The 18,594-nt window shown below is 40.5% G+C and carries 14 protein-coding genes; 11 read left to right on the forward strand and 3 right to left on the reverse strand.

The genetic code is table 11. The annotated features are described in order from the left end of the window. Positions 1 to 10: 10 nt before the first annotated feature. The 3 genes from FLL45_RS02990 to FLL45_RS03000 form a co-directional block, all read right to left on the reverse strand. Positions 11 to 610, reverse strand: a complete 600-nt coding sequence (locus FLL45_RS02990) for an outer membrane beta-barrel domain-containing protein (protein ID WP_142888294.1) — start codon at positions 608 to 610, stop codon at positions 11 to 13. After that, positions 580 to 1,254, reverse strand: coding sequence for an SH3 domain-containing protein (locus FLL45_RS02995; RefSeq protein ID WP_185964299.1), 675 nt, complete (start codon positions 1,252 to 1,254; stop codon positions 580 to 582). The genes FLL45_RS02990 and FLL45_RS02995 overlap by 31 nt, the downstream gene beginning before the upstream one ends. A 180-nt stretch (positions 1,255 to 1,434) precedes the next feature. Next, entirely contained in the window at positions 1,435 to 2,091 is a 657-nt protein-coding gene (locus FLL45_RS03000; RefSeq protein ID WP_142888296.1) for an outer membrane beta-barrel domain-containing protein, read from the reverse strand. A gap of 402 nt (positions 2,092 to 2,493) precedes the next feature. Here FLL45_RS03000 and FLL45_RS03005 point away from each other — a divergent pair, with 402 nt between their 5' ends. From FLL45_RS03005 to FLL45_RS03055, 11 genes are all read left to right on the forward strand, one after another. Beyond that, entirely contained in the window at positions 2,494 to 3,057 is a 564-nt protein-coding gene (locus tag FLL45_RS03005) for an AraC family transcriptional regulator (protein ID WP_142888297.1), read from the forward strand. A 6-nt stretch (positions 3,058 to 3,063) separates the two neighbouring features. Continuing rightward, positions 3,064 to 4,821: a tetratricopeptide repeat protein gene (locus tag FLL45_RS03010; RefSeq protein WP_210247098.1), complete on the forward strand. Its 1,758-nt coding sequence runs from the start codon at positions 3,064 to 3,066 to the stop codon at positions 4,819 to 4,821. Continuing rightward, positions 4,821 to 7,661 carry a tetratricopeptide repeat protein gene (locus FLL45_RS03015; RefSeq protein ID WP_142888298.1) on the forward strand — a complete coding sequence of 947 codons (2,841 nt, stop codon included), beginning with the start codon at positions 4,821 to 4,823 and terminating at the stop codon, positions 7,659 to 7,661. Before FLL45_RS03010 ends, FLL45_RS03015 begins: the two co-directional genes overlap by 1 nt. After that, the gene (locus FLL45_RS03020) at positions 7,642 to 8,415 is read left to right on the forward strand and encodes a tetratricopeptide repeat protein (RefSeq protein WP_142888299.1); all 774 of its coding nucleotides are present in this window, start codon (positions 7,642 to 7,644) and stop codon (positions 8,413 to 8,415) included. Before FLL45_RS03015 ends, FLL45_RS03020 begins: the two co-directional genes overlap by 20 nt. Positions 8,416 to 8,477: 62 nt before the next feature. Continuing rightward, positions 8,478 to 8,774 (forward strand): hypothetical protein, encoded by a 297-nt coding sequence (locus FLL45_RS03025; RefSeq protein ID WP_142888300.1) that lies wholly within the window; start codon positions 8,478 to 8,480, stop codon positions 8,772 to 8,774. After that, positions 8,771 to 9,505 (forward strand): MotA/TolQ/ExbB proton channel family protein, encoded by a 735-nt coding sequence (locus FLL45_RS03030; protein ID WP_246075738.1) that lies wholly within the window; start codon positions 8,771 to 8,773, stop codon positions 9,503 to 9,505. Before FLL45_RS03025 ends, FLL45_RS03030 begins: the two co-directional genes overlap by 4 nt. Positions 9,506 to 9,527: 22 nt before the next feature. After that, positions 9,528 to 10,031 carry an ExbD/TolR family protein gene (locus tag FLL45_RS03035; RefSeq protein WP_142888301.1) on the forward strand — a complete coding sequence of 168 codons (504 nt, stop codon included), beginning with the start codon at positions 9,528 to 9,530 and terminating at the stop codon, positions 10,029 to 10,031. A gap of 1 nt (position 10,032) precedes the next feature. After that, the gene (locus FLL45_RS03040; protein ID WP_142888302.1) at positions 10,033 to 10,623 is read left to right on the forward strand and encodes an ExbD/TolR family protein; all 591 of its coding nucleotides are present in this window, start codon (positions 10,033 to 10,035) and stop codon (positions 10,621 to 10,623) included. Then, entirely contained in the window at positions 10,620 to 11,588 is a 969-nt protein-coding gene (locus FLL45_RS23070; RefSeq protein WP_142888303.1) for an AgmX/PglI C-terminal domain-containing protein, read from the forward strand. The genes FLL45_RS03040 and FLL45_RS23070 overlap by 4 nt, the downstream gene beginning before the upstream one ends. 322 nt (positions 11,589 to 11,910) lie before the next feature. Beyond that, positions 11,911 to 16,968, forward strand: coding sequence for a PKD domain-containing protein (locus tag FLL45_RS03050; protein ID WP_142888304.1), 5,058 nt, complete (start codon positions 11,911 to 11,913; stop codon positions 16,966 to 16,968). 204 nt (positions 16,969 to 17,172) lie between these two features. Then, positions 17,173 to 18,495: a response regulator gene (locus FLL45_RS03055; RefSeq protein ID WP_142888305.1), complete on the forward strand. Its 1,323-nt coding sequence runs from the start codon at positions 17,173 to 17,175 to the stop codon at positions 18,493 to 18,495. Positions 18,496 to 18,594: the final 99 nt, after the last annotated feature.

Here is an 18,594-nt window from a genome sequence, read left to right on the forward strand (position 1 = left end):
CAATAGAGACTTAAAATGAGTAACTTAACGCGATAGAGAGTTGTGTATTATGTGCGGATTTATTTTCGCCAATAATATTAGTTTTGTAAATGTAATCTCTAAAGTCGAACTTAAGCAATAAGTCGCGTTGTACAGCAATTTGATAACCAACTCCAAGTGTGTAAGTGAAACTATCTTCTCCACCGAATTCTGTATCACCGACCCCTGATACTAAATACAAAGACGATAACTTAGCTTCATTTCCGCTCAGAAAATGTTCACCTTGAAAAAGGTTATAACCAACTAAGAAATCGAAGTGAGTAAAGGTTCGATCACTTCCAGAAAACAACGCGCCTTGGCTTTCTTCGAATGAAGACAATGACGCGTCAGTTTGTAAGTAGTTAAACTGTACAAAATAATTTTCGTTTGCGTTGAATGTTGCATTGATACCGGTTATGAATTCACTGTTAAAATCTTCAATATTTAAAATACCGGTAAAAAGACCTACATCAAAGTATTCAGAATCTATTTTATCTGATTCCTGCGCTTGGGCTGTATAGAATAAGCCAGACAAGCATAATAAGGTTAATTGCTTAGTAACTAAAAGAATGCGTTGAAACCAATATTCCATCGTTTAACTCTCTCGTCATTATTGTCTGTAGAAATTGTAAAGTCTTGAACGCCAGCCTGAAGCACAAAGTTTCGTCCAATGTAATAATTAATACCGAGTCCTACACGGCTAAAGCTATCTTTTTCGAAGCTAAGTGGCGTTAGCTCAGGTTGCGATTCAATTTTAATTGAACCTTGACCGATTAAAAGTAGTGGCGAGACCACCCACTCAGTATAAGGCTCTAAAATGATATTAAAGCTTTGATAGCTGCCTGATATTTCGGTTTCGTAAAAGTTCCCTTGTTCGACTTCTAACCCAAGAAAGCTAAAGGGGCGATAACCTACGCTATAGCCAAAGACATCGGTACCTTCAAGTTCGCCGCTGGTAAATTGACCAACATTAAAGCCTACGCGCCAGTTATTCTTTAAGTAGTCACCATAACTAACCGTTGGAAGGTCAACTGGTTCGCCTGTTGGCAACAAAGTCCGCGCTACTTGCGATGCTTTTGCCCAGCCGATTTTACCGTTGGATGAGCGTATTTCGTACCAGCCAGTTCGCCGGGTGATTACCGTAATAGTTTCACCTTGTTCGATGGTGTAGAAAATAGGGTAACCTTTGCCCGGGCCAGTATGTAATTCGATATACGGGTCGATTACTTCAAGCATAAGTGACTCTTCTTGAGTCTCAGCAAAAATTTCCGCCGAGCATAAAATTAATCCTAATCCTACAATTTTAAAGAATAGAGTTGTTATTCGGTTCTCCATGATAGTCTCATTTTTTATCTATAAGCTTAATGAATCACGACTCAGAACTATACTGATTGATTGGTTGTTCTCTGAGTAAAGTTAAAACAGAGCGTTGAATCCAATATTAAACTCAATATTGTTAGTCATTTTTTTATTTGACAAAAAGTCCCGCTCAATTAAGTGGTTTTTCAACTCGAAATTCCAAGTTAACCAGTCCGTCGTGACCACTTTATAAGTGCTTCCAAACACAAAGCCAGTATTACTTTCTCCCGCAAACTCAACGTTCTCTAAGCCGGCAACGAGATAAATATGCGAGTTGAATTTACTCTTTTCTCCCATGAACGACCGACCATGAAAAATTTGATAAGCGAATGCTAATTGAGTGTAATTGAATTTCTCATCTTCATCGCTTAGAAAATCCTGTTCTACCACGTCTTCAAAAGTGGCGCGACCAACATCCGAACGCCCGAGACTAAGTTGAGCAAAGTAGTCGGGTGTCAGGTGATATACCGCAGTAATTCCTTGAGTTTGGTTAGTGCCGAAATCTTCAACTGAGAGAGTGCCTATAAAAAAGCCGATTTCGAGATTTTCAGTATCAATTTTTGCCGACTCAGCTTTACTGATTTTCTTTTGCGGTGAAATAACAGAAATAGATGATGTTTGTTGCTCTGCGTCCATTGCGTGTGCTGCGCTAATGTTGCCGCATAATTGAACGACAAAAATCATGCTTAAGAATAGCTGTGAAAATCTTAACATAATTCTTTTTATCCCATAAAAAATTAAGTTAGAAACGTGAACGCAAAAATAAATACAAGTCGATTAAGGTTTCAACGTTTGTTGTTGCTATGAGTTTGCTTCGTGAGGAATATAAGCATTAATCAAGGTAAATATTACCAAGAAAATTTCGCGCGATATCCCTGTCGAGGCGAGAGCAATGCTATAGCAATTAGTGCTGTGTCCCTATTAAAATCACATTTTCTTGTGACTTAGTTCTAATTTCTCCCGTTTGCTTTCACCGTAATGTGACCTAGTTTGTTTTTTGGTCGGTAACAAGTTTGGTGATATAGGGTTCTGTAATATTATTTTGGTCTACTTTTACATTTCAGCAGTCGGAATTGTTTAAAGGACTACAGCATCTTATATATGGATTATTAAGTTATGCGAAAAAAATACTTCATTTATTGGCCTGCATTAGTGTTAATGCTTATAACATTTTCGGTGCTATCTGAAAATAAAGCTGATAAAAATCAAATAGTACAACAAGAAGCTCTGGAAACATTGAGAGGAATTTCAATGGGAATTCAGTCGCTTAAAGATGATGTTGTCACTTTAAACAAAGATTTGCGACTGATGGAAGAAAAGCTTTTGTTTCCATCGAGTACTAAGTATTCGGTCTTTGTCTCTATGAACAGTGGTCTTTTTTTTACCTTAGAAAGTGTTAAGTTAAAAATAGACGGCCGTTTAGTCGCTACTCATATTTATTCTGACAAGCAGCGAGAAGCGCTAGCCCGTGGTGGTATTCATAAACTTTACATTACCAACTTAAATCAAGGTAAACATACCGCAACCGCGTTTTTTACAGGGCTAGGGCCGAATGGCCGTGCATACAAATTAGCGAAGTCTTTAGACTTTGAAAAAACTGATTCTGGCGAATACCTGGAGCTAGCCGTTAGAGATGATGGTCAAGCTCAAGAACCGGTTGTATTCATTAAGCAGTGGTGATTTTTGATGAATCACATTTCTCGCCATGGGTTAAACCTGCCGACGTCAATAATTAAACTGGCATTATTGTTTGTTGTTTGTTTCCAATTAAAAAATGTCGAAGCAGATGAAAACGTTAGCTCTCGAGAGGATTTAGAGTGGGGAGCTGTACTATTTGACTACTATCAAAAAGATTATCTTAATGCTTTAGTTGAGTATCGATATGCTGTTGAAATCGATAATCCACAAGCTATAGCTAATCACGGTCAGTTACTCAAAGGTGGTATGTTGCTATCTTACGGAATGGCTGAACCCGCAAAAGATATATTTGATTCTTTACTGAATGAGAATACCGAGCCAGCAACAAAAAATGGCGCATGGTATTATCTAGCTAATCTGCTTTATCACAAATCAGAGCCAGAAAAAGCTTACCAGGCGCTTGCTAACATTAAAGGTGAACTGTCGCCAGATATTCATACAGAGTATCACTATCTCGCGACCTTAATTCAAAATGAAGGCCAACACCTTGTCGCCACTGAGCCGCTTTTACAATCGCTGCCTAAAAACAATCCCTTTTACGCCTATATGTTGTTCAATACCGCCATCAAGTTACTTAGCGCGGGCAAAATTGAAGAGTCGATTAAATATTTACAACGTGTTTCGTTGTTGGGGTCACAAAATAGCGAACTAGCGACGCTTGCCGATCGCGCTCGCCACGGTATCGCTCAGATCAATATTCAGCGTGGAGACTCTACCGCTGCATGGGAGGCGTTGCGTGCCATACGAACAGAAGGGTTGTATTCAAACAGGGCGTTACTGACCTACGCTTGGACAGCTATTAAATTGAATCAATTTCAAGAAGCAATTCCCGCATTGGCTATTTTAAATGAACGTTCTATTGCTATTCCGGAAGTCCAGGAAGCCAAAGTCTTGTTAGCGCATTTATACGAACAAGAGGGGGCACCCCGGAAGGCATTAAAAAGTAATTTGTTAGCTATTGATGCTTTTGATGAAGGCATCAAGGCGATTAACGAAGCCAGAGCGGTGATTGCTAAACAAGATGTTCCAAAAGAGTTTATCGTTAATTTTGAGGCTATTGTTGGTCAATCAGATTGGTATGCAATGGAGCCTACCGTTGACTACGATAAACTAACGCCATTTGTTCTCGATTTAATCTCAAGTAATGCGTTCAATGAAACATTAAGGGAATTGTCGGACTTGTACACGATTCAAAATAATCTCAATTTTTGGTCGAGGCAAGCCAACGAGCATCTGTTAATTTTAAGTAATTCCGATCGCATAACCTTGCAAGGGAAACAAAAACAGTTGCTTAAGAAAAGTGAAACGATCAAGAAGCAGTTAGATAAAAAGAAAGCAGAGCTTAAGCTTTATACCCTAACTTTAGAGAAAAAAGAAAGAGAAAAGCTGGCTTCGCTTATTGAGTCTACTGACAGGCAAATTGAGTCATTAAATAGTCGTATTCAACAGTTGAAACAAGTTGATAAGCCCTATCAACCGCCTAAAAGTTATGCCAAGGTGGTTTCCAATAAGCACGCAGAAATTCACAAAAAACTAAAGTTGACGGAAAAGTACATTGCTAAATTAGAGCCGGTATTGAGAAAGCTCATCAATGCCGAGCTAGATAAACACGAAGATCGGATGCGTTATTATTCTGCTCAATCACGATTAGCAAAAGCTCGTCTTTATGATGCCACCTTAATGGATATTAAAAAGGCCAACAACAGCAGTAAAAATCAAGTGGGCAATGGAGGTGAGAGTAAGTGATGATGAGAATGACTATTGCTTTTGTAACCATGTTTTTGATAGCCAGCTGTGGGTCCGGCGGTCATCGAACCTTGGGTGATTTAAACTATAAGCCCAAGAAAGAAAAAGAAATCGAATTTGAAAAAATGGATTACCAACAAGTTCGTGAAGAATACCAAGAGTTACTCACGTTATTTAAAGACGACGTTTTAAAAGAACAAATTGAACGTCGTATTGCCGATGTGTTCATGCTAGAGGGTGGAGAAAATCAGCTCAAAGAGACCGAAATTAAAAGCTACTATGCTGAAGCGATAAAAAGTTATAAAGAGATTCTAAAAAAATATCCCAACTCGCCTGACAACGCCGATGTTCTCTATCAGTTGGCGAGAGCCTATGAAATGGATGGCTATATACAAAAAGAATTAGCCATGTTAGAGCAGTTAACCAATCGCCATCCTCAGTATAAGAATAACGATGAGGCTCGTTTTCGAATGGGGGAGATTTATTATAGCAATGGCGACTATAGAAAAGCGCAAAAAGAGTACGAGCAGGTAACGACCTCGAAAAATGAATCGTTACTCAAGTACTCTTACTACATGCTAGGGTGGGCTCATTATAAACAGTCACGATACGAATCGAGTATTAGTGCTTTTGCGGAGGTTCTCGAGCTATTACTTAACAATCTTGATGAGGTCGAGAAAGCGAAAAAAACCGAGCAATCTTTAATTACTGATACTATTAACTCGATGAGTTTAGCGCTCGCCAGAAGTGGTGGCGCACAAGTTTTAGAACAGAATAACCTATTACAAGGAAAAGCTTACTTATGGTTAGTTTATAATAGCCTAGGCGACTATTTTCTCAAAAAAGAGCGCTATGAAGACTCTGCGGATACATTCAGACGTTTTGTACAAAAATATAATTACTCGCCTCGCGCGCCGATACTCCACAGTAAGCTGATCTCGGCTTACATTAAAGGGGCATTTCCATTACAAGCGCTTAACGAAAAAGAAGCGTATGTAGAGTTTTATGGGTTAAAGTCACAATATGCTAAGAATAACGGTGTTAATGATAACGTTAAATCTCAGTTAAAATCCTATTACGACGAACTCGCCAGTCACTATCATAGCCAAGCACAAGCCGCGGAAAAGCAAAGTAGTGAGCTAGCCAAAAGTAAGCCAAACATAAAGCGCACTAAAAAACGACAAGACCTTCAGGTTAAAATGCTGGCTTCCTTTGAAAAAGCTGCTCGTTTTTATCAGCTATATATCGAGACCTTTCCAGCGGATGACAAAGTCCCAGAGTTCACCTACTTACAAGCTGAGGCATACTACTCGGCTGGTGAATTTCCTGCTGCGATAAGGCTATATGAAATTGCCGCTTATCAGTTAAATCACTTTAAGCAAGATAAGTACCGGGTTAAAGCAGGCTATGCCGCTATTATTTCTTATCAGAAACTGATTGGAAGTCTCGAAACTCAAAAACAGGACACAAAAGTTTGGCAGGCTCAGGCCGTAGAGTCGATGCTTAAGTTTGCACAGATTTTCCATCAAGATGATCGTTCGCCATCTGTTTTAACTAATGCGGCAGAATATTTATTTAGTCTTGAGGACTATCCCAGAGCACGAGAAGTTGCTGAAAATTTACTTCAAACTAATACTCAATTGGCTAAGCCGCTTAAGAAAACTGCATATGGTATTTCTGCCCATTCAAGTTTCAAATTAGGCAACCTGGAGCTAGCGGAGGAGAGTTATTTCAAGCAGCGTAGCCTCACCAATAAGAAATCAAAAGAATACCAACAAATAACAGAACGTATGACATCGACTATGTTTAGGCGGTCCGAAGCGTTAATCGATTCTGGCGATAAACAGTCAGCGATAACCAAGCTACTTAAGATTAAATCTGTTGCACCAAATTCAAAATTAGTTGTATCTGCGCAATATAATGCTGCTTCATTATTAATCGAAACGGCACAATGGGCGAGAGCAATCAAAGAGCTTAAAGCGCTTAAACGCGAACAACCGAAACATAAATTAGCGCAAGAGTTTGATCGCAAATTGGCTTTTGCTTATGAAAAAAACAAGTCGTATAAACTTGCCGCTGATGCATATTTAAAATTAAGCAAGCAGGATACGGACCTCAAAAAGCGACAAGATGCACTTTTTATTGCTGCCGACCTTTATGAGAAAAATAAAGATTTTGATACGGCAATTCAACTATTCAAACAGTATGCAAGAACTTATGAGCAACCCTTCGAAGTTAGAATGGAAGCACGCTATCGGCTCGCCGGACTTTATGAAACAACTCAGCAAACGTCTAAAAAGCTATTTTGGTTGAGACGAATCATTGATGGCGACCAAAAGGCGGGTGACCAGCGCAACGACCGCAGCCGTTGGCTGGCTGCCTGGGCTAACTCACAGTATGGTGATTCGTTTGCCGATGAGTTCAATAAGCTAAAGCTTACTAGCAATCTTGAAAAGAGTTTGCCGAAGAAAAATAAAGCTTTGTCGAGTGCGATTAAGCGCTATGAAATGGCGGCGGACTACGGGGTATTGGAGTTTGTCACTATGTCAAGTCACAAAATGGCCGGTTTATACGAGCGCTTTGCTAAAGAGTTACGTCAAGTAAAATTGCCGAAAAACCTCAGTCAAGACGAAGTAGGCCTGTATCGAAAAGTTCTCGAAGAGCAAGCTACCCCGTTTATAGAGCTAGCAGTAGAGCTGCATATGGGCAACTTAGAAAGGGCTTGGGATGGGGACTACAATCAGTGGATTGAAAAAAGCTTTCTCGCTATGAAAGCTCTAGTGCCCGAACGATTTAACAAGCGAGAAATGGAGGTGGCCTATGGCGATGAAATTCGATAGTTTCCTAAAAGCCTTTGGGTTAATTTTAGGCTGCTTCATTTTATCGAGTTGCGGTACCAATCCGGCTAAAAAAACGATTGGTCTACTACATACTGATAATAAACCCGCGGAATTGCGTTCTACAGTGCAATTCATTCCACAGCGCACAAAAGATGCTGAAACGGGTCTATTAGTGCCTTATGTGGCTGAACTAAATCCTTATACAACACAATCGAGTCGAATAGATGTTGATTCGGTAAAAAATTTTATTGCTGCTAAAAACGCCGTGCAAAATGGAAACTTAAAACAAGCAAAATTGTTACTGAATAAAATTACTCTGAATGATGCTGAATTATCAGGGCCTTGGGTGGTTTTAGGCGATATTGCTAGACAGCAAAACGACTCGGAAACCGCGATAGCGAGTTATAAGAAGGCAATCGAGATCAATTTGGATAATGTCAATGCCTATATCAGATTAGCGATACTACAACGCGAATTAGGCCAATTTATCGATTCACAAAATACTTATTCATGGGCTTTGTCTCGGTGGAAGGATTTTCCCGAGGCGCACCTTAATTTGGCTGTATTGTATGATATTTATCTTAATAAACCTTTGAAAGCACAACGTCATATGGAAGCTTACTTATTTTTAACCGAGGGTAAGAATAAGCGACATACTAAGTGGCTGGAGGAGATTCAGTCTCGTACAGGCGAAGCAATTAATTTACCTGTAGAAAAGCGACAAGCGTCAACTTTAGCGGCGTCTAATCCTTAAAAAGTTGAAAATTGTGACAGCAATCAGGATTTTAAGTACTTTTTTTGGTTTGATCGAAAAATATGAATAAATTAAAACTAACACTTACGGCTTTAGCAGTTTTTTCAACGATTAGTTTCGCAGAAGAACAGCCGATTGAAATTCAGTCGAACATTATCGGTGATAAAGAACAGCCACTTGTTAGTTATTTTATTCCTTGGCAAGAAATTGGCACACCCGATAAGTTGCAATGGAATATCGATTCGAAGTTCGATAAGACTTTGGATTTAGTTGATCGAAAAGTTCTCTTACGTTCATCGAATATGTATGAGCATATGAAGTTAGAAAATAAAGCTCCAAAAACAAATGAGGCACCATGATGGAAGCGCTATACAGTACCATTATTAGATTTTTTCAAGAGGGTGGTTTTTTCATTTATCCTATTGCCACGGTATTAGCATTAGGCATAGTAATTGTTGTTGAACGCTGGTTTTTTCTTGCGCGCGAGAGTGCAAGAAATATTAAAGCTTTCGAAGAATTCTTACCATTACTAAGAACAACCGATCTTGAAAAAATGCAACTTTTTTCAAGAGAGAATACTGCACCTGTAATACGCGTCATCGGCTGCGGCTTAGATATGATGAAAGTGACTAAGCATCGTGCGGACATTGAACATGCGATGAACGAAGGAATGCTTGAGGCGATGCCGCGTCTCGAAACTCGAACGGGATACTTATCGATGTTAGCTAACATTGCTACCTTACTCGGGCTACTTGGCACCATCATAGGTTTAATCTCAGCGTTTACAGCGGTTGCTAGTGCTGACCCTGCGCAAAAATCAGCGCTATTGTCATTGGCTATTTCGGTTGCGATGAATACAACCGCTTTTGGTCTCATTACAGCTATTCCCTTATTGATTTGCTATTCAGTGTTGCAAAATAAAACAGCGAAAATTGTCACAAGTATCGAGATGGCGGCAGTAAAATTTTTAAACATTATGACGTATAACCGGTTGATTCATGCTGGCGCTCAATCAATCACTGTAGCCCCTGCGGATAGCCCAGTGGAAGAAAATTTACCGGCAGAAGCAGTACCAGCGCCTGCCGCATAAGACCGCATTGGGTGGATAGACAATGGCTCTAAACATAAAGAAAAAAGATCAGGAAGAGGCGGAACTAGATGTTACTTCGTTTATGAATCTTATGATTGTTCTCGTCCCTGTTATGCTGTTGAGCCTTACTTTCACCCAAATAACGGTTCACGAAATAAAGTTACCAGATTTAAGCCAGAGTTTCGAAAGTTCACAAGAGACGCCGCCAAAGCTTGAGGTGTTGTTAAGCGATGCAGGGATTAAAGTATTTTATCCGAGTAACGTTTTAATTAAAGATATTCCATTAGTCGAGGCTGGCAATAAAAAGACACATGACTTTAATCAGTTGTCACTGGTAATGAAGGAAGTTAAGAAACAGCTAGTAGACAAGCGAGACGTGTTACTTTTGTCGAGTCCTAGCGTTGATTATCAGAGTTTGGTTTCAACCATGGATGCGGTTAAGTCATACAAAACGGTGGTCGCAGCTAGTTTGGTTGAGGTAGAGTTATTTCCAGAAATATCTTTAGCGGATGCGAGTATTAAATAGCATGATCAAGACCAGCTTAAATACTTCTCACTTAGAACAATCAAACTTGAATTTTTCAAGTGTGAAAAAACCAGCATTTGCGACTAAATTAAACTTAGTCGCATTAATGGATATTTTTACTATTTTAGTATTTTTTCTGTTGTTAAATAGTGGTGATGCGAATCAACTAGAAAACGCTAAATTTGTAAAATTACCGGATTCTAGTGCAAAATCAGCACCGCATGTTGAAGCGTCTATCATTATTGGTGAAGATGAAATTTGGCTCAATAATGAATCTATTATCTTGATTGAAGAGGTCGCTCAATCAAAAGAAAAAATTATTGGACCTTTAGCCGAAGCGTTACAGGCATATACTGAAAAAAAAGAAACGTTCACAAGTTATGAAAAAGCAAATGGGCTTGCGGTTACGATAATGGGTGACAAAAGTGTTTCATACAGTTTGCTGGAGAGAGTAATGGCAACCTGTAGTGCAGAAAACTTTCGCGATATTTCTCTAGCAGTCAATCGAATAGCATCGTCGTCAATTCTAGTTGCACAACCGAATGGCTCGGGTACAGAGCAATCTGCTAATGTACAAGGAGGTGCGAAATGACAACTGCGGTTATACAACCTCTGTCGCCTGACTTGAAACTGCCTTGGTCGCCCAATGCGCAACAAGAAGAAAAGTTTTTTAAGTGGACGCGAAATACGTTTGTAGTCCTTGCGATTTTCTTTGTGATTATTCCGTGGTTACCAGTTTTTGAACAAGCGTACCAAGCGCCTGAAAAAGAGATCGTAAAAACTAAAGTTGTGTTAGAAGCGGCTAAAATCGATCCGCCAAAACCTAAACCGGTTAAACCAAAACCAATCGTTAAGCCGAAACCGAAGGCAACCCCTAAAGCACAAGCGCCTAAAGATAAAGTTGTAAAAGATAAGCGTTCATCGACTGCTGCGTCAAAAAAGCAGTCTCAAAAAACGGTCATTAATAAAACCCAAGGACTTGATAATATTTCGAGTCAGCTCAATGCGCTTCGCGGAACGCTTAACGTCGCAGGAATGAAGAAGAAGAAAATTTCGACCAATAAGAAAGGCGTTGTGGCGACCGTTAATCGCAATATCACAGGAGAAAATAGGGCAACCACAGAAAGTCTGGGTCTTGATGCTGATGATAATATTATGAAGTCCACTAGCGTTAAGCTAGCGGCTCATGAAACTGCAAGTGTTGAAGGTGTCGTTTCTAGTGAAGGTGTCAATGGTGGTAATTCTACTCATGGCAGCTTCATATCTGGACAAAGAGACAGTGAGAGCATTCGAAGGACCATGGATAGAAACAAAGGCCTTTTGAATGCACTATACCAACGACGACTGAATGAGTCGCCCGATATGCATGGAAAATTTCGGTTTGAATTGGTCATTGAACCGAATGGCGATATTTCAAATATTCGCCTCATTTCAAGTGAACTTAAAATGGCAGATCTAGAGACTGCCTTACTTAGCAAGATTAGAGTTATTAACTTTGGTGTCGCTGACGTGACGACGACTAAAGTTATTTACACCTATAATTTCCTTCCAAGTTAACGGCCGCTTGTCGCTTTATTGTCCCGATTAATGTGGTCAAATTAAATGTTGTTTTAGTGTTATAAAAAATAATTAAATGTGATTTCAAGACTTAGTGATTGAAAGTATTTTAACTTTTTACCTTATCATTTTAATAATACGTAAAGATAATTATTTATTTCACCTCATCTCAGCCTGAGTAGGTTTTAGTTCAAATAGAGACGTCTTTCACATTTCCATTCAAATTCTTAAGTTTGGTGATAAATTCGACGATTTTTGTGAGGCTTTTCCGTTATCGTCCACCGCTTTAATGACAGGATCTTAGCATTAGGAATTAGAGTATATGGAACAGCTTATGTGCTCAATTAAAAGTAAAATAAGAATCACTTTAATCTATGCATTGAGTTCACTAACTTTGTTAGGCTGCTCGGAGAGTTCGGCTCCAGATGCTGAAGAAGAGCAAGTAATTAAAAACAAAACTCACTTTGCTTATGTAAAACGAAGTATTGTTACTCAAAGCGAATATACCAATCAGTTGTTTGAAGAAAAGCTGACTGATAATCGGCAATCACCGTTGGAAGTTGTTACGCCCTATGAGTTTAATCCGGGAGCGGAGCTGTTAGTAAGAATTGGTTTGGATGTTAATGCTGAAGACGAAAATATTTTACAAGGTTATTTTGGCTCTGCGGCTTATGATGTTAAAGATTTAAATGTCTCACAGGACGGCCAGCGATTAATTTTTGCCGCTCGCGGCGACAATGACCATCCAACTGATTCGAGTTGGAATATTTTTGTCTACGAATTCGAAACTAAAAACCTTCGTCGTATTATCGAGGACGACGCAATCGCAAACAGCGGACAGGACACGAATCCGACTTTTACTCAAGATAATAAAATTATTTTTTCATCGGATCGTGACGCTGGAAACCCTTTATATCCAAGAGAGAATATTGAATTAGTTGGCGAGTTTTGCCGCAAAGTAGATCCAGCTGAAAACCCTTCTTTACTTCATTCTATGGGAGTAAATGGAGAGAATATTGTTCAGCTTACTTATGGTCGGTATAACCATGACGTTAACCCCACGACACTCAAAGATGGCCGTATCGCATTTGTGAGGTGGGAGCGAAGTTTTACGCCTATGGCGAACTGTAGCCTAGGCCAGTTGGGGCAGCAAAAACTTAATGAGCCTGTGGAAGGGTATCCAGAAGGTTTAAGCCTTCCTGCAACTTGGAACGAAGAGACAAAATGTCAGTTTTCTAAGCTGTCAACCAACGGCGCAGTTTATACAACGAACCATCACAAAATTTTAACCATATCGTCGGATGGCGAGTCGATGGAACAGCTATACAATACTGCGACGACGGACTCCTCAGCTGAATCTTTTCTCGCGATCGATCAACTATTTCAAGCAGAATCTGGCAATTTATTCGGTTTGATTCGTCATCAGTATAACCCTGTGCTTGGCGGTGAAATCGTTGAGCTGCAGCCTTTACAACAAGTCTCTAACGATACGGTATTAGGCGAATTAGCACCGCGTTCATTAACACAAGAGACCATAAATTTGTATCCTGGACAGCTATCTAATAATGGTTGGTTTAGTTCGTTTTGGCCTTATCGCGATGGTTCTCAACGACTACTTGTCAGTTGGGCGCAATGCACGGTGGTTAATAATGGTATTAGTTCATTTTGTGATTCTCCTGATGTTCAAGGTGAACAAAAAGTGCAGTATGGTATTTGGGTGTTCGATCCCGAAACTCGCTCGCGGTCGCCGATTGTTCGAGCGCAAGAGGACACGGTGTATAGTGAAATTGCTATGGCGCAACCTCATGTTGGCGACGACCTCAGTTTAGTACCTTACGATTCCAGTTTTGAAGATAATACTGACGCGACTGAAATCGTGTGTGATTTTCCAAATAACGCACCGTTGGCTGTGGCAGGCGCCGATCAAAATGGATATTTAGGGGATACGTTCAACTTTGACGGTAGCGCTTGTAGTGACCCTGATGGAGATCCACTTACTTATCAATGGACTGTTAAATCCAGCCCTAATAACAGTGAAGCATCTATCGAACATGACACTCGCGTCAATCCGAGTTTTGTACCGGATAAACTGGGTACGTATGTCATCGAGCTGATAGTAAGTGATGGTGAGCTCTACAGCGAACCTGATACTTTAGTCGTAGAAGTTGTATTAGATAATGAACGCCCCACGGCTAATGCAGGTGAAGATCAATCGGTAATGCTAAGTCAGGAGGTCACATTAGATGGCTCGAATAGTTCAGACCCGGATAACGATACGATCACTTATCGCTGGCTATTTGTGAATCAACCCGACAATAGTGCAGTGACTCTTAGCAATAGCACCAGTGTAAACCCGACGTTTACCCCTGATTTACCGGGTAACTATGTAATTCAACTAATCGTTAATGATGGCGTTTTTGATAGCGCGCCAGATACGGTTAATGTTTTAGCGGACGCACCTGAAAATAACAAACCTATAGCGAATGCAGGACCTAACCAAAGTATTGAAACCAATAATTTAGTCACTTTAGATGGTTCTGGTAGTAACGATGCTGACGGTGATAGCCTTACGTATCGTTGGAGTTTTGCTTCAGTACCAAATGGAAGTAGCATTGCACTGTTTAATGCGACCACCGTCAACCCAACCTTCACCCCAGATAGAGCGGGTAGCTACGTAGTTCAACTGATTGTCAATGATGGTCAAGTTGATAGTGACGCCGCTATTGTAGTGGTTGATGCCATTGAACCGAACAACGCACCAGTTGCCAATGCAGGTAGCGATCAATTAGCCACTGTGAATGAATTGGTAACATTAGATGGCACTGCGAGTGGCGATCCTGATGGCGACACTTTGAGTTATAGCTGGACTTTAGTTTCTCAGCCTGGAAGTACCACGCTTAATAATGCCAATAGCGATCGTCCAACGTTTACGCCAACCCAGACAGGCCAATACGTGGCTCAATTGACGGTTAGTGACGGTGAGCTTTCTAGTTCGGATACGGTAACGATTACTGTTGAAGAGCCAAACTCGCCACCAATTGCTGATGCAGGAGTCGACCAAGAAGCGGAAGTTGGCGACATGGTATCGTTAGACGGATCGAGAAGCTCTGATCCTGATGGCGACCCGTTAACTTATTTATGGTCAATTACTTCTCAGCCTCTGGGAAGTGGTGTGATTTTATCTGACCCCAATAATGTTAACCCAAGTTTTGTGGGCGACAAAATTGGCGATTATGTATTCCAGTTAGTGGTCAACGATGGCACCGATGAAAGTGAAAAAGATAGCGTCACCGTTTCAATCAACAAACTCAATGGCCAGCCAATCGCTGATGCAGGTATCGACCTATCAGGTGCGCCTGGCGATAGCTTTACCTTAGATGGCTCAATGAGTAGTGACCCTGACGGTGACGACTTAACCTATCAATGGCAAATCGATGAGCAGCCTGCCGATAGTCAAGCGAGCTTGGCTAATGCCGAAAGCGTTTCGGCGTCGTTGCAAGCTGACGTTGATGGTGTCTATGTCATTAATTTAGTTGTCAATGATGGTGAATTGGATAGTGAAGTGGATTCAGCGACTATTACGGTTGTTAAACCTAATTCTCCTCCAGTGGCCAATGCCGGGCCTGACCAGTTATTTACGATTGAACAAACTATTGTCTTAGATGGCTCTGCCAGCAGTGATGTCGATGGAGATAGCTTAACTTATCAATGGACGATCATTTCGCCTGATAACACCTCGGTGACATTGAGTGACCCAACTGCAGTCGCGCCGAGCTTAACGCCCGATGAAGACACAACTTATGTGATTCAATTGGTCGTCAATGACGGCACTGTGTCGAGTGCTCCCGACACCGTTTCACTCAATTTCGATAATACTAAACCCGTTGCGAACGCCGGCGATGATCAAAGTGCAAATACTAACGATACGGTTCAGCTCGATGGTTCCGCGAGTAGTGATGTTAATGGCGATCCTTTGACTTATGCTTGGACGATCATTAGCCGTCCTGCAACTAGCACTACTGAATTCGATGACGCAACGTTAGTTTCACCTCAATTGGTATTGGATGCAGAAGGCATTTATGAGCTACAACTTATTGTCAATGATGGTTTTGAAGACAGCTGGCCTGACACCGTATTAATAAACTCGATTGAAAATACTGCGCCAGTAGCAAAAGCGGGTGACGATCAAACTGCGCTATTAGGTGAAATATTGACACTCGATGGCAGCGCAAGTTTTGATGCCGATGGCGATATACTTGAGTATCAATGGGCGTTAATTCATAAACCAGCATCGAGTCAATCAACATTAACGGATTCAACCAGTGTCACACCGTCTATTGAGATAGATGTGTACGGTGAGTACGTTATTCAGTTGATAGTGAATGATGGTCAACTCGATAGCTTGCCAGATACCGTTTTACTAACGAGCGAAAATTTAAGACCAGTGGCTAACGCGGGCGAAGATAGCCAATCATTAACCGGTGAGATGGTTAACCTCGACGGTTCTCAGAGTTTTGACCCTAATGGTGACGATATCACCTTCCAATGGAATCTTATCCATCAACCCGCAGGCAGCAATGTTACTCTAGAGAACACTCAAAATGAGTTACCAAGCTTTGTTCCTGAGTTGGCCGGCACTTATGTTGTTCAGTTGATTGTCAACGATGGCGAGCTCGACAGTTTACCCGATACGGTCAGTGTTGAGGTCGAGTACGATGAAGGTAGTTGTGAAATTGTTAATGAAACTACGAGAGTACTGCCGGTGATTATCCGAGACTTTGAGCACACGCACCCTGACTTTGAATATCGAGTTGGCAGTGATGAAGGTATTGTCGCGAGCCAACTAGGTGATGATAATTTACCGGTTTACGCTCACCCTGGAAGCTCAACGCCTACAACGACGGGAGAGGATAACTTCAACCAATGGTATCGCGATGTTCCTGGTGTTAACTTGCGTATTCTTAAAAATATCACGATAAGTCGCGAACAGGACTCGACAATATGGGAATATAAAAACTCAAGTTTCTTCCCAATTGATAATGAGGGTTTTGGTAATACCAATGAGCATATCAACTCACCTGATCATAACTATCATTTCACTTTGGAGACTCATCTTTTCTTCGACTATAACGGAGGAGAAACGTTTACCTTCAAAGGTGATGATGATGTTTGGGTATTTATTGATGGTAAATTAGTCATTGATATCGGTGGTGTTCATCCGGTTAAACAAAAATCAGTTAACATCGATGAGGTTGCTAACGAGTTAGGACTAATACCAGGGAATCGATATAGCTTCGCTCTATTTTTTGCGGAGCGACATACTACTCAATCTAACTTTATGTTCCAAACCAATATGGAGTTGGATTGTGTTTCAGAGTAATCAATTAACAGAATATGCATTGTAATCCACTAACAATTTAGTCATGTTAGTAATGATTGCTAGAGTACACTTTGTACTCTAGCGTTTTTTATTTGGTGAATAATAATTATTGGTTAAATTAGTATTTTTAAATTTAAAACTCACTTGGATTGAGTTAGTAAGGGAGTTTAGCGTTAAAGCAATAGGAATGTTTGGAGCATAATAATGATTAAAAGCGCTTTAATAGTCGATGATTCACGTTTAGCCTGCCGCGTTATGGCTAATATGTTAGAGCCTTTAAATATTCGAAGTTTCTCGGTCTATTCAGCAGAAGAAGCGATAGATTATCTACAAAATAACAAACCAGATATCATTTTTCTTGATCATACGATGCCAGGTATGGACGGTCTTGAAACGATAAAGGTCATCAAGAACAATCCATTGACAGCGACTATCCCTGTAATGATGTACACAGCCAAACATGGAGAGGTTTATGTCAGTCAAGCGAGGGCGCTTGGCGCGGTAGATGTACTACCCAAGGGGTTAGAGAAAGAGTTGCTAATCAATGCTTTAGAAAAACTAGGTATGGTAAACGGTGAAAAAGAGCAACTGGCCAAAACTGAGAATCCGGCGAAACCGAAACCAATAGTTAACGAAGAACTGCCGGCTACTGAACCAGGACTAAAATCTGAAAAACGACCATCTTGGCAAATATTTTGGCGACAACGCCTCGAACCCTATTTAAAAAAGCAACGAGTTAAACAATCAGAAGAACTTTATCAGCTTACTCGTCAGCAAACACGACTCATTCATCGAGAAATTCATCAAACGCTGGAAAATTTTGAGCATGCACTAGCGCATAGAATGGAGTCACATAATGATTTTGTCGCATCATTGGATCAACTAGCTGGGCAAAAGAAACGTGGTTGGCTGATAGGAGTCGTTGGCGTAATTTTTGCCGTTCAAGCTATCTTATTTTGGCAGCTATCTTCAATTAATGAAACTAATCAAGCATTAGTCGCAGCTCAAGCTAAAATCGTCGAGAGGCAAGAGCAGTCGAACGACTTATTTAATCAACTCAATCTAAAATTGGCTGCGCTCAATATGAATCAAGATGCTGCAGAAGAGGGCGTACCCTCGCTGGTATTGGTAGACTTTGATGGCAGATACATTGCCGACGTCTACCCAATGAATCTTGACAAGGGAGAGTTTCAAGGCGTCACCGAAACCGGTTATCAGTTTGTCGTGAACTCAAAGAGTCAAGTCGGCGAACCGCTTTCTGAGCGTTTCTACTTAACTGAAAATTGCTTAGGCGATAAGTTTGTTAATTATACTAGCTCGCAAATTCTAAGAGATGTTGATGGCAGCCTTTGGTACATCGATAAACATTCACAACCTTCACAAATTAATATTAATTCAAAAATGACTTCGCAAGGCGATTGCGTATCAATGAATGATGAAGTGATGGAGCTTAGTTTATTGAAGCAAAATGTTGCCGTAGAAACAGCTATTGATGATCAAAAACCGTTAAAGTTAGTGTTCCGCTAAGAACTGACTTCATTCAAAATAATTATTTAGGGTTATCGACCGACAAAAGAGGGGTACTACCCTCTAGTTATTCGGTTTTATATCTAGAGATATTCGATT

The sequence above is a fragment of the Aliikangiella marina genome (assembly GCF_007004765.1).
In the GTDB taxonomy this organism is placed as follows: domain Bacteria; phylum Pseudomonadota; class Gammaproteobacteria; order Enterobacterales; family Kangiellaceae; genus Aliikangiella; species Aliikangiella marina.

Excerpts from the sequence above, each read along its gene's own strand:
- FLL45_RS02990 (WP_142888294.1), bottom strand. The coding sequence starts at position 610 with ATGGAATATTGGTTTCAACGCATTCTTTTAGTTACTAAGCAATTAACC.
- FLL45_RS02995 (WP_185964299.1), bottom strand. The coding sequence starts at position 1,254 with ATGCTTGAAGTAATCGACCCGTATATCGAATTACATACTGGCCCGGGC.
- FLL45_RS03000 (WP_142888296.1), bottom strand. The coding sequence starts at position 2,091 with ATGTTAAGATTTTCACAGCTATTCTTAAGCATGATTTTTGTCGTTCAA.
- FLL45_RS03005 (WP_142888297.1), top strand. The coding sequence starts at position 2,494 with ATGCGAAAAAAATACTTCATTTATTGGCCTGCATTAGTGTTAATGCTT.
- FLL45_RS03010 (WP_210247098.1), top strand. The coding sequence starts at position 3,064 with ATGAATCACATTTCTCGCCATGGGTTAAACCTGCCGACGTCAATAATT.
- FLL45_RS03015 (WP_142888298.1), top strand. The coding sequence starts at position 4,821 with ATGATGAGAATGACTATTGCTTTTGTAACCATGTTTTTGATAGCCAGC.
- FLL45_RS03020 (WP_142888299.1), top strand. The coding sequence starts at position 7,642 with ATGGCGATGAAATTCGATAGTTTCCTAAAAGCCTTTGGGTTAATTTTA.
- FLL45_RS03025 (WP_142888300.1), top strand. The coding sequence starts at position 8,478 with ATGAATAAATTAAAACTAACACTTACGGCTTTAGCAGTTTTTTCAACG.
- FLL45_RS03030 (WP_246075738.1), top strand. The coding sequence starts at position 8,771 with ATGATGGAAGCGCTATACAGTACCATTATTAGATTTTTTCAAGAGGGT.
- FLL45_RS03035 (WP_142888301.1), top strand. The coding sequence starts at position 9,528 with ATGGCTCTAAACATAAAGAAAAAAGATCAGGAAGAGGCGGAACTAGAT.
- FLL45_RS03040 (WP_142888302.1), top strand. The coding sequence starts at position 10,033 with ATGATCAAGACCAGCTTAAATACTTCTCACTTAGAACAATCAAACTTG.
- FLL45_RS23070 (WP_142888303.1), top strand. The coding sequence starts at position 10,620 with ATGACAACTGCGGTTATACAACCTCTGTCGCCTGACTTGAAACTGCCT.
- FLL45_RS03050 (WP_142888304.1), top strand. The coding sequence starts at position 11,911 with ATGGAACAGCTTATGTGCTCAATTAAAAGTAAAATAAGAATCACTTTA.
- FLL45_RS03055 (WP_142888305.1), top strand. The coding sequence starts at position 17,173 with ATGATTAAAAGCGCTTTAATAGTCGATGATTCACGTTTAGCCTGCCGC.